Raw genomic sequence first — 11,825 nt, 5'->3', positions numbered from 1 at the left:
AGGTCCTACCTCCTTTTCGCGTCTCCTATACTTTGCTTTTGTAACCATCTTTGTCCTTCCACTAGCTTTACCAATCCTGGAATGAGGATGAGTTGAATTAAAATTCCGGGAAGGCCGGTTATGAACAGCGTAGTCATCACTTTTGCCAGGCTGAAGGGCATTCCTAATATCCCGGCGGTTATCAACCACGTGGCGATTATAGAGGTAATCCTTCCGGAAACCATCGCTCCGAAAAGGGCCGGGTAAATACTCCATTCTAGGTCGCGATAAAGGAATGAACTTGCAATTCCGTATGTAGCAAGTTCAGCCATCATGGCGAAGACAAAGGGTGGAGATGGCATCGAGGTTATGAGGAAACTCAAAAATGGAGTCAAAAGGCCTACCAAAGCTGCCAGATTTTTTGGAAGCATAAAACCACCTAGAAGCACCGGTATATGCATGGGTAGAAATACGGGCCCTCCCAGCTTGAGTGTGTGAAAGGCGATTGGCAGCAGAATTCCCGCGGCAACCAAAAGGCCTGCGGCTACTAAATTTTTTACTTTACTTTGCATAAATTCATCCCCCTTTGAATAGTAGCACAAAATAATAAAATCGTAACACTATATGCCAAAAAATATAGTGAAAAAAATTTTAAATTTGCCGTCGGTTAAATTATTGCGGTAACGGACAACCTCGAGTGTTTTACGCCTTTTGGGGAAGAGACCTTTTCATAGAGCTTTTTTATGTCTTGCGCCTTGCCCCTTACTATAAGTACTTCAAGGCAGTTTTTTTCGTCGAAATGCACATGGACTGTGGATATAATTAAATGGTGGAAACCGTGCTGTATGTGGGTGAGAGTATCAGTAATCCCGTGGGCGTCATGCTCGTAGATAATCGTTATGGTGCCGGCAAGGGTTCCACTCTCATTTTCCCACATATCTTCGATAAGAGCGTTTCTCACTAAATCCCTCAGAGCTTCCGAACGGCTGGTATAACCTTTTTTTCGTATCAACCTGTCGAATTTTTCCAACAAATCCTGGCTCATAGATATTCCAAACCTGGTGGTATCAGACATAATATCCTCCAATAATAGTCACTTTTTCTAACTTTTGTGCTACTAAAATAATAACATAAACCGGAGAAAAGATCAACAAAAAATTAACGAACTGAAAAGATTCTGCAAGGCGTCTACCATGTGCTCATGGGAAAAACGTTCCATTACCATATGGCGGGCATTAATGGCCATTTTCTCGGCGGCACCGGGGTTTTTTATGATGTATTCCATAGCTTCTGCAAGGGCTTTGGGGTCAGCCGGCGGTACAAGTATCCCTGAGATTCCGTTCTTTACTATTTCTGGATTTCCCCCCACGTCGGTGGCTATGACAGGCTTTCCCATAGCCATTGCTTCCAGGAGGGAAAGGCTCAATCCTTCGCTGAGCGAAGAGAGCACCAATGCATCCGATTCGCTGATTATCTTGTATACGTCGGGACAAAATCCCAGGAAAAAAACTTTCCCCGAAAGACTAAGTTCATCGGCAAGGTCCTTCAGTTTTTTTTCCATGGGCCCAGTCCCCGCAATATAAAATTTTAAATCAATTTTGTCAGAAGAAAGTTTCTCAAGCAGCAGGGCACTTGCCTTCAGAAACACATCGACGCCTTTTTCCGGTATCAGTCGGGCTATGTTCAGGAAAGAAAAAGAATTTTCACGCTTAAAAGTGGATATATTGAATTTTCCCAGCGATTTTAGGTCTATGCCGTTGTAGATGACGGCTAATTTTTCTACTGGTATACTGAAAACCTCTCTCACTTCTTGTGCCATTTTTTGAGAAACGGTTATTATTTTGTGGTTATATCTAAGAAAGTAACCTGCGAGCCGGTTTTGAAAATTATTTTTCGGGAAATTGTGGAGTGTGGTGACAATTCTTGGGGTGCCTGCGACGAGAGCAGCCGCAGTGCCGATTGCTGCAGCTAAAAGACCGTGGCTGTGAATTATATCGATCTTTTCCTTTTTGAGAATCTTTACGATATCAAAAAAAGATTTGGAAATGGCAAGAAGTGCTCGACGGTCGCCGAGCCTTGTATTGGCAACTTTAACGGACTTTTCAAGATTCCACAACTTTAAATTTTCTGCAGATAATAACAGAATGATGTCGAACTTGTCTTTGTCAAGGCCTCGAATAAGGTACTCCACATGGCGCTTCATACCTCCTTCGGCGTCGCGGACGACTTCCAGCAGTTTAATTTTTTTCACGCTGATTCACCCTTTGAGGTACATTTCGCTTTTATCGTTAATATTCTCGTCGGCTATAAATAGCAGGACGGGGAGGCCGAAAAAAATGGCCATTGTTCCCGAAGCTACGATGCCCGAATCGTTGAATATGAGGGCAAGGATAGAGCCTATGCTGGTTCCCGTAAAACCGGCATAAAAATTGGATTGCTTTTTAAATATCTTTTTCATAGTGTTGGGCGGCTTGAAGGAAAGGGAAATGAGAGCAGCTATGGTCGTGACCAGTGCACGGGTCCAGGGGGTGTATTTGAAAAGCCTGTAATTCATGGAAACTTTCCTTATTACTATCGAAACAGCGGGTTTCATTCCTCCTTCTCTTATAAGGTCCACCGTCTGGCTTATGTGACTGGGTGGACCTGAGACAACTGAAAACAAGAACAAAAGCAAAGTAAAAAATGCGGTAATGGCGAGGATACCCACAAAAGTCCTAAAGTTTAGTTTTGAACCGGAAAGTAAAATCAAGGTTGTCAAATATGCGCCGCAGGCGGTAATAGCTCCGCCGACGTTGCTTCCAAAAGAAGGTGAAGAAATAAGGCAAAAGGAAATGCTGAAAATTAAAATACCCATAGCTGTCAGAAGTTGCCGGTTTATTTTAAGATTGTCGAATAAGGTTGTAACACCTATTACGGTTGAGCCGACTAGAACGCCCATATATTCGTTCCCCAGCCCGTAATAGCGGGCTCCCGCAATCGGGTCATGTCCCAGAACTGAACTTCCTAAAAGTTTTCCGCCAGATAACAGGTCGGCAACTATTGCCAAGGCCGTTGATAAACTAATAAGGGAAACGGCACCGGCGGTGCTTTTTGCTTTCGATGCAATTATCACTGCTGCTATGGTGATTATGATGGTCCAAAAAAACATGTAAAATATATTATTTTCTCCGGGAATCAGTGCGAGTAGCAGGAACGTCAGCGGCAGCGACATGCTGGCTAGTAAAAAAGGTCTTATAAAAACGAGATAATTTTTTCTATAATAGATAAAAAACAGGAAAGTCAGCGAAACCAATATTTGCATGACGACGTAGGATTTTATAAAATACGGCCTATAGGTGTATGTAAGGGTTGCTTTTTCGCTCAATTTCAGAAGATGGTCGTATGCATTGGTAAAGTATACGCTTTCGATGGGATGGCCAAACATTTCAACAGGCACCGGAATTTGAAAAAAGGAAAGTACGGTCGGTGCTATGTCCACGTTGGCTATTATACCGGCTCGTCGCGTTGTGGAAGATATGGCAAGACCCCGATTCAAATTAGGGCCGATAGCTATAAAAGGCGTGAGCAGTTTTTTCTCCCTGTATCCGTTAAAAGAGGGGAAGGGAGTTACTACCAGCAACAGGTCCCTTTTGGTGTCCAAATTATCAATTATCTTCCCGAAGAATTCGTCGCAATCTTTTAGAGCTTTAACCCTGTAATTTTCGTACAATTCCGGGGTCACAAGATCGACGATGTCATTAGCTCTTGCGGTGTCCCCCAGGTGTATTACGATTAAGCCCCCTTTTTTCTTAAGTTCCATAAATTTCCGGTAAAGTTTATCGTAATCAGTTTTTAAAAAGAAGGGACTGCTTTCATCTCGCGTGTTTATATCCCCGGCTACATAACCGGAATGAACTATCCCGTTTGAGTCCATGGCAATAAGGGCTGCCATTCTATTTTTTTCGTGGTCGGTATCGGCATTTCCGAGGACGGAGACCGGTATGCCGCTATTTTTTAAAATTTCCCCCAAAAGGCCGGGTTTTACCTCGTAGTTTTGCCTTTTGCTTTCTTCGATAATTCGGGCTATATCAAGCTGAACGACGGCGTTGTTCGGTACCGAAAGGCCCGTGTATAATTTAAAAGCACTGCCTGCTTCGATGGATTCGTATTTTTCGAAGGCCATAAATGCGTTTTTGCCTTTGCCACCGGTGTGAGCACGGCTGCCGGCCCCGATAGAAAGATAACAGCTGGCTGGGTCGTAGTTTCCGCCCGGTCTTGTATTCATAAGGCCTACGGCAGCTCCGGAAATGAGGTTTTTCAGGTTTGGATAATCTCCTGCAAGGTCTTCGAGGTCAATCCGGTCTAAAACTATCATGACGGCGGTTTTAGGAAAATTATTGCTGTCGTCGGTTGAGGCAAAACATTGAGTTTGCAATAAAATGAAAAAAAACGTAACAATTAGAATCGCTTTTTTTATTGTCATAGACTCACTCCCGTCTTTCCTTCGACTTACAATTAATATTATTGAATTTGAGGTGCGTTTTTATGTCGTGTTGATTGGATTAATATAAAAGCTGATATTGGCAAATAATAGTAGGAGAAAAAAATAGATTTTTCGGAGGTTCTGCCGTGCTAAAGCAAAGCTTTTACCGGATTGGAATTCTGCATAGATTTGTCAATAAGGTGTTTCCGCAGGTTGAAGCGGAATTGAAAAGGTACATGCGTATGGCGGAGAAAATCCCGGACCCCGTGCTTAAAAGACAGGCGGTTGAAAGTATAAACAAAAAGAAATTTCATTGCCAGGGAGGCAGCGTATATGCCCTATATCCGGGGGTGCCGCAAAGGGATATGGTGCGCTTTATTGTGTCTTATCAGACCATCAGCGATTACCTTGATAATTTGTGCGACAGAGCCAAGGTAGAAGATGAAGAAGCTTTTAAAAGGCTTCACCAGGCAATGACCGATGCCCTCCTTCCGGGGGAAGTGTTTAGCGATTATTACGAGTGCTATCCTTATAAGGATGATGGCGGTTATCTGAGATTGCTGGTGGCAGAATGCAAGGCGTTCATTTCCGGTTTACCGTCTTATGCCATCGTAAGGGAAAAGATTTTATTTCTAGCCAGGCTTTATTCGGAGCTGCAGACCTACAAGCATCTGGTGCCGGAGGTAAGGGAATGCCGTATGACCGGATGGTATGAAAATTATCTCGGGTACTTTCCGGAGATAAACGGGTGGGAATTTGCCGCAGCCGCCGGTTCTACGCTGGGGATTTTTATGCTGGTCGCCGCAGCGACGAACCCTTATTTGGACGGGCTTGAAGCCTGGGAGATATTCCATTCGTACTTTCCATGGATATGCGGTTTGCACATACTGCTGGACTATTACATAGATTTAGATGAGGATGAAGCAAACGGCGATCTCAATTTCGTAAGTTATTACGCGAATCTGACAAATTGTCTCGAAAGACTTAAAGTATTTTACAAAAATTCCCAAAACGAAGCGACTAAATTAAGATATCCATTTTTCCATTCCACTGTAGTGGACGGCCTTATGGCCATGTACCTTTCGGACCCCAAAGCTTTTTACGGCGAGCGCAGTTTGGTCACGGAAGAGCTTTTGGACTATTGCGGTAAATACACCAGGATGATGCATGGCTTTTGCTGCTGGCTGAGAAAGAAAAAAAGGATTTAAGACTATTTTTTCCTTTTGACAACTTCAAAAGAAAGCTCGACGAGGAGTTTTTTATATACCGAATCGGGTAATTCACTCAATATATCCCTTGCCTTCTTGGAAAACTCTTCAGCCTTTGCATAAGTAATGCTGACGGCTTCGGATTTTTTTAAGTCAGAAATGAGCTGGGATTTTACTTTTAAAAGGCGGTATCTGTCGTTTAAAAATGGACGGTATTTCGAGCCCAGCGGACTTTCTCGCAAGAAATATATGTAGGGAAGTGTTACCTTGCCCTCCTCCAAATCATGGCCCACCGGTTTTCCGACTTCCACCTCATCCCCTATCACGTCCAGGAGATCGTCGACAATCTGGAAAGCACAGCCAAGGTAAAGGCCATAAAGGCCCATTTTTTCTACATCTTCCTCACTGGCTTTTCCACACACCGCTCCGGCTTTGCAGCATGCCGAGATGAGAGAGGCGGTCTTTTTTTCTATGATTTTAAAATAATATTTTTCATCAATGGATGGATTCTCCACAGCCTGCATGACCTCGCCGTGGCACATTTCCTGAATTGCGGCGACAAAGTAATCTTTGCAGCGGTGCAGGTTGTGGACGGAAAGGACCTCAAAAGCCTTTGCAAAGGCGTAGTCTCCGGCAAGGACTGCAACCTGGTTGCCGTGTATGTAGTTTATGGTGGACCGGTTTCTCCGGTAATGGGCTTCGTCTATCACGTCGTCGTGGATGAGTGAAGCGGTGTGAATTAGCTCGGTGGCTACTGCGGAATAAATCATATCCGAATTTACCGGTGAAAAGCAAAGGCCTGAGAGCAGTACCAGCTTGGGTCTCAGCCGTTTTCCGCCGGTAAATATATCTTTAAGTATACTGCTCACGGGTTCGTGGCACTGTGCTATTGTGCGCATCAATTCCCTTTCGACAAGTTTCATCTCCTCTACTATCAGTTCGGTGTCCCTCCTGATGATTTATCTGTTTCAAGGATATTTTTGTCACGGGATTATTTTTTTATACAAATCAGGTGATTTTATAATACACACCTCATTAGACACCCATGCTGGAGGGAAAAGAGTCTCCATCGATATATAAAAAAAGCGGCGCATTAAAAATTGCGCCGCAGGCCGCAGGCCTTCTTCTAAACCTTGAACTTGCTTACCGCTGAGGACAGGTTTTCCGCTAAGTCAGAAAGTTTTCTTGCAAAAAAGGCTATGCTTTCCATGGCTGCTGTCTGTTCTTGAGTGGATGCAGTAACTTCTTCACTTGCAGCAGCCGTTTCTTGAGACACAGAGGTTATGTCGGTTATTTTATTGACGATCCTTTCGATGTTGATGTACTGGGAACTTATTTCTTCGGAAATCTGCCTTGCAGCCGTTGCAGTGGCTTCTATGTCCGAAATGAGCCTGTTAAAGGTTTCGTTAGCGTCGACTATTATCTGAGTTCCGGTTTCCACTTCCTTTGAGCTTTTAGCCATGGATTCCACGGCTATTTGGCTGTTTTCCTGAATTTGCCTTACTATGTCCGAAATTTGCTTTGCGGCCTGACCGGATTTTTCGGCGAGTTTCCTTATCTCCTGGGCTACCACAGAAAATCCGCGCCCCGATTCGCCCGCCCTTGCAGCTTCGATCGAGGCGTTTAATGCAAGCAGATTCGTCTGGTCTACTATATCTTTTATGATATCTGATATCTTTCCTATTTCTTTGACCCTTGCATCTAGATCAACGATGATATTTTTAGACTGGTCTACTGAGTCTTTAATGGAATCCATACTGACAGTAGCTTCGTTCATCTTGACTTGCCCGTTTTTAGCACGTTTGAGCATTTCCTCCGCAGCTTGTGCCGCAGAACGGGCATTTTCATCTATCTTGCCGTTAGATATCACTAGGTCATTTATCACATCGGATATTTCGCTTAATTTTTGCGATTGATCCGATGCACCTGCTGCTATTTGTTCCATAGCGGTAGAAATCTGTTCGGCGGCTTTTTTGCTGTTTTCTGCGTATTCGGCCTGGCTTTTTGTTGCCGCTGAAAGTTCTTCCACCGTCTTTTTGATTTCCATAACCAGATTTGTTAAACCCGATACCATGGAGTTGAATGAGGCGGCTAAAAATCCTATTTCTGATGAATCTTTTATATTTATGGTTTTCGTCAGGTCGCCCCTGGATACCTGACTCGATACGGTCACCATGTTGAGAATCGGTGATGAAATTTTGCTCCCTATGTAGAATCCGGCTATGACGCTTAAAATAGCGGTAAGAAGGCCGACCAAGGTGAAAATTCTGGTTACCTTGTAGATGTTGGAGTAAGCTTCAGATACCGGCTGGCTTACGAAAATCCCCCAGCCGGTGGCGGGTTGTGGGCCATAGGCTACGAACATTCTAGTTCCGTTTTCGACAAAAGTGGTAAAACCTATTTTTCCTGAAAGGGCCTGTTTTACAAAGTCGTACTTCATGAAATTTTCTCTCGCCCGCACTATTTTATAATCCTTGTGCCCTATGACATTGCCATCACTGTCGGTAATAAATGCGTAGCCGGACTCTCCTATTTGCATCTTGGATATGATAGAGGTGAGGGATACGAGGGATATATCAGCACATATAACTCCGTTTAGCACTCCTTTTTCGGAAAATATCGGCGATGATATAGATATTATCATGGTAGATGAAGTCGGGTCCAATCTTGCCTTCGTAATGTAAACTCCTTTTTGGTTCAAAGCGCCGGTATACCAACCTTCGCTGAGCACGTTTGTCCCTTCCGAAATGTTGGCGTAAGGTATTCCGTACACATTTCCTTTAGTATCTGCTATGAGAACCCTGCTTATCTGTGGATATCGAGATAGCATGTCATAGATAAAAGTTTCGATGGAGTATCTTTCCATGGAGCGAACAACATCGGTATTTGCGAGGAAGGATATTAAGTTTTTGTTTTCATTTATGAAAATGTCTATGTTGTCGCTTAATGTGCTGACTATGAGACTGGTTTTTTCCTTAACCTCCCCCTCCATGGAGTTTTTTGTGAAGTAATTTATGATTCCGCTTAAAACAGTGAGGGGCAGCAGGGCCATGATTATGAGGTATACCGCCAGGCGGGTTTTAAGGCTGTGCTTCATTTTTCCAGAAAAACTTTTTGGGAGCGAAAATTTAAATTTAAATAGTTTCTGCTCCGACCAATTCACGGCATTACCCCCTATATTGTAAAATTAACATTTTTCTCTAATTATATCTAATTATGTCAGTTTTAGCAATAAAAGAAAAAAAGGACGCATTTTCTAGAGAGTTTTGATATAATATTGTAAGTTGCAATTTAAATTTTCTGGGGGTCAAGAGAAATGGTAAGTACAGAAGATTTGCAATATGCGAAAAAGAAAGTGCTGCTGGTAGAGGATAGTCGGTTTGAGCAGTTAATACTTTCGGATTTGCTCAAGGGTTATGGCTTCGAGGTGGAAACAGCATCGGACGGGGATGAAGCTATAAAAAAGGCTTGTGAAATTTTTTTGCCTGACCTTGTATTAATGGATATAGAGCTCAAAGGAAATTTAGATGGTATAGATACTGCAAAGATGATATTAAAAAGGCGCGATGTTCCCATTATATTTTTAACTGCAAATGCTTCGTCTGAGGTAATAAAGAGGATAAAGAGCATAAAAGCTTATGGTTATATTTTAAAAGGCACTGACAAGAAAGCTGTAATTCCTTCAATAGAAATGGCCATAAAACTTCATGAAGCTTATTCACTTGCAAACATGTTCATGTACATTTACGAAAACTCCACAAGTGAGCTTTATGTTTTTGATCCAGAGACTTTGAAGTTTATAAAGGTAAACAAAAGTGCAAGGATGAATTTAGGATATACAGAAGACGAGCTTTTAAATATGACCCCCATCGAAATAAAACCGGAATTTACAAAAGAGAGTTTCGTTAGGTTGATATCTCCCCTCCTCGAAGGCAAGATGCCCGAAGTAAGCTTTGAAACAATTCATCGCAGGAAGGACGGGACAACGTATCCTGTTAAAATAAAATTGCAGCTTTTTGATTTATAAAGGAAGAAAGCTATGTTTAGCTAGTGTTGAAAATATTGCAGAGAGATTAAAATTTGAAAGGGCGATAAAAGAAAAGGAAAAATTATATTTTGAGTTGGCAGAAAATGCTCCGGTTGGTATATTGAGATGCGATAATAAAGGCAATATTCTTTATGTAAATAACAAGCTTATTGAAATATTAGGCTCTCCTGGGGAGGAAGAAACGAAGAAGATAAATCTTTTAACGTTTCCGCTATTAGTAGAGCAGGGCCTTTCGGGAAAATTAGAAGAGTGTTTGAAAAATAACGAAATCGGAACTTATGAATTGGAATACACTTCTAAATGGGGCAAAAGAGTGTGGATTAGGGTGCATATAAAACCGGAAGAAGAAGATGGTAAGGTTTCTGGAGCTTTGATAATCGTAGATGACATCACCGAAAAGAAGGAGATGGAAAAGGAACTTTATCTTTTATCCATTACCGACGCGCTGACAGGGGCGTATAATAGGAGATATTTGCTCTCAAAATTGGAGGAAGAAATAGAAAGGGCAAAAAGGTACGGGGAAGAGTTCTCAATCATATTGTTTGATATAGACAATTTCAAAAAAATAAACGATTGCTACGGGCATATTATGGGAGATGAAGCGCTGAGAAGAGTGGCAAAGGTGGTAAGGGAAAGAATACGGAAGTTAGACGTTTTTGGGAGATGGGGAGGAGAGGAGTTTGTAATAGTGCTTCCTGGAACTCCCGTTGAAAAGGCGGCAATACTTGCAGAAGATTTAAGAAGTAATATTGCTGACATTGTTTTGCCATGTAATGAGAGGATAACAGCGAGCTTCGGAGTGACAGAATATGAAAAAGGTGATACGATTGATAGCTTAATTAAAAGAGCGGATGATTTGATGTATAAATCTAAAAATGAAGGAAAAAATAAGGTAAACTATCTCAAAAAATAAGAAAAAAATTATAAAAAAGCGGCGCAATTTTCAATGCGCCGCTGGCTTTTTTTAAACCTTAAACTACTGCTGAGGACAAAAGGAAAATTCTTACTGTTTTACTTCTCAAGGAATATATTTATTTTTTCCTAATAAAAAGTAGTCCATAAACCTTTTTGCAGCTTTACTAATCTTTGCTCCTTTTTTTACTATAAATCCGGCATCCCAGTGAGCTGTGGGATCATCGAGGGGGATTACCTTTATATTTTTGTATTCTTCTATGTGGGGATGCGTTAGTTTGTCCACAAATATAAAAATACCTTGGTTCAATTCCACAAAGTCGTAAGCGACTTTCAAATCGTGGCTTGATTTAAAGTAAATTTTTGGAACAAGCCCCGCTTTCTCAAAATGTTCAAGGATGACCGGTTGGATCCGAAAAGTATCGCTCAATAGTATCAGTTTTTCGTTTTTAAGGTCCTCAAATCTTACACTCTCTCTAGCTGAAAGAGGGTTGGCTTTATTGACTATAACGATTAATTTTTCCCTTATGAGATGATAATAGATAAAATTGCTCAGGTCTTTAGGTTTTACTGTCAAAGCTAGATCTAGAGTTCCGTTTAATACATTTGCTTCACAGTCTATATCGGAAAATTCTGCTATTTCAATGTGGATATCCCGGCTTTTTTGCTCGAATTCAATTATTGCCTTGACCCCTAAAATTTGGAGGGTGCCTGGGGCAAACCCTATTTTTATCGTCGTTTTTTCTTTGTCTATTTTACTTTTTACATCGGAAATGAATTCATCATAAGTTTTGACAAGAAGTTCCGCCCTCGAAAGGACATACCTACCCGTTTCCGTAAGAGTGACGCCTCGGGGTGTACGTTCAAAAAGCTGTGTGCCTAACTGTTTTTCTAGCTTTTGGATGCGCTTGCTTAAAGCCTGCTGGGTTATAAAAAGTTCCTCTGCAGTTTTGGAAAAGCTCTTATTTTTGCATATAAGCACGAAATATTTAAGAGAAGTCATATCAATTTCCATTTCATCACTCTCGCTTCTTGGTCTACTACTGAAATATTACAATATGGATTTAAAGGTATCAAGGCCTTTGAAAGGATATCTTTACAGTCAAAAAAAGATTGTAGCAAATACAACTACTTTATGTTAGGCAATCGGTTTTATGCTGGCTAAAATATATATTGAAATGGGATAGTTATAACATTAACAAATGGGAGGGAAGGG

Annotated in this window: 10 protein-coding genes; 3 read left to right on the top strand and 7 right to left on the bottom strand. The window is 41.7% G+C overall.

The window, feature by feature from the left end; translation table 11 throughout:
* Positions 1-5: 5 nt before the first annotated feature.
* The 4 genes from AN618_RS00365 to AN618_RS00350 all read right to left on the bottom strand — a co-directional run bounded on the left by AN618_RS00365 (position 6) and on the right by AN618_RS00350 (position 4,393).
* Positions 6-551, bottom strand: coding sequence for an ECF transporter S component (locus AN618_RS00365; protein WP_066350676.1), 546 nt, complete (start codon positions 549-551; stop codon positions 6-8).
* 95 nt (positions 552-646) lie between these two features.
* Positions 647-1,054: a nickel-responsive transcriptional regulator NikR gene (nikR, locus tag AN618_RS00360; protein WP_066350668.1), complete on the bottom strand. Its 408-nt coding sequence runs from the start codon at positions 1,052-1,054 to the stop codon at positions 647-649.
* Positions 1,055-1,126: 72 nt separating this feature from the next.
* The gene (locus AN618_RS00355; protein WP_066350659.1) at positions 1,127-2,230 is read right to left on the bottom strand and encodes a glycosyltransferase family 4 protein; all 1,104 of its coding nucleotides are present in this window, start codon (positions 2,228-2,230) and stop codon (positions 1,127-1,129) included.
* 6 nt (positions 2,231-2,236) lie between these two features.
* Positions 2,237-4,393 (bottom strand): alkaline phosphatase family protein, encoded by a 2,157-nt coding sequence (locus AN618_RS00350; RefSeq protein ID WP_187694850.1) that lies wholly within the window; start codon positions 4,391-4,393, stop codon positions 2,237-2,239.
* Between the two features lie 194 nt (positions 4,394-4,587).
* Between AN618_RS00350 and AN618_RS00345 the strand changes: the two genes are divergently transcribed.
* Positions 4,588-5,649, top strand: coding sequence for a tetraprenyl-beta-curcumene synthase family protein (locus tag AN618_RS00345; RefSeq protein ID WP_066350650.1), 1,062 nt, complete (start codon positions 4,588-4,590; stop codon positions 5,647-5,649).
* Between the two features lie 2 nt (positions 5,650-5,651).
* Here AN618_RS00345 and AN618_RS00340 read toward each other — a convergent pair whose 3' ends face one another.
* Positions 5,652-6,572, bottom strand: a complete 921-nt coding sequence (locus AN618_RS00340) for a polyprenyl synthetase family protein (RefSeq protein ID WP_066350648.1) — start codon at positions 6,570-6,572, stop codon at positions 5,652-5,654.
* A gap of 203 nt (positions 6,573-6,775) precedes the next feature.
* A complete protein-coding gene (locus tag AN618_RS00335; RefSeq protein WP_066350646.1) occupies positions 6,776-8,812 on the bottom strand; it encodes a methyl-accepting chemotaxis protein in 2,037 nt (678 codons plus the stop codon).
* Between the two features lie 192 nt (positions 8,813-9,004).
* Here AN618_RS00335 and AN618_RS13410 point away from each other — a divergent pair, with 192 nt between their 5' ends.
* Positions 9,005-9,676 carry a response regulator gene (locus tag AN618_RS13410; RefSeq protein ID WP_222926180.1) on the top strand — a complete coding sequence of 224 codons (672 nt, stop codon included), beginning with the start codon at positions 9,005-9,007 and terminating at the stop codon, positions 9,674-9,676.
* A complete protein-coding gene (locus tag AN618_RS13405) occupies positions 9,666-10,610 on the top strand; it encodes a sensor domain-containing diguanylate cyclase (RefSeq protein ID WP_066350640.1) in 945 nt (314 codons plus the stop codon). The genes AN618_RS13410 and AN618_RS13405 overlap by 11 nt, the downstream gene beginning before the upstream one ends.
* Positions 10,611-10,715: 105 nt before the next feature.
* On the opposite strand, the gene AN618_RS00320 is transcribed toward AN618_RS13405, so the two are convergent.
* The gene (locus AN618_RS00320) at positions 10,716-11,624 is read right to left on the bottom strand and encodes a LysR family transcriptional regulator (protein ID WP_066350638.1); all 909 of its coding nucleotides are present in this window, start codon (positions 11,622-11,624) and stop codon (positions 10,716-10,718) included.
* Positions 11,625-11,825 lie beyond the last annotated feature (201 nt).

Origin of the sequence: Fervidicola ferrireducens, assembly GCF_001562425.1 — a bacterium.
GTDB classification, from domain to species: Bacteria; Bacillota; Thermosediminibacteria; order Thermosediminibacterales; family Thermosediminibacteraceae; genus Fervidicola; species Fervidicola ferrireducens.
The sequence above is the reverse complement of the archived record's forward strand: the minus strand, read 5'-3'. Positions and strand labels throughout refer to the sequence as shown.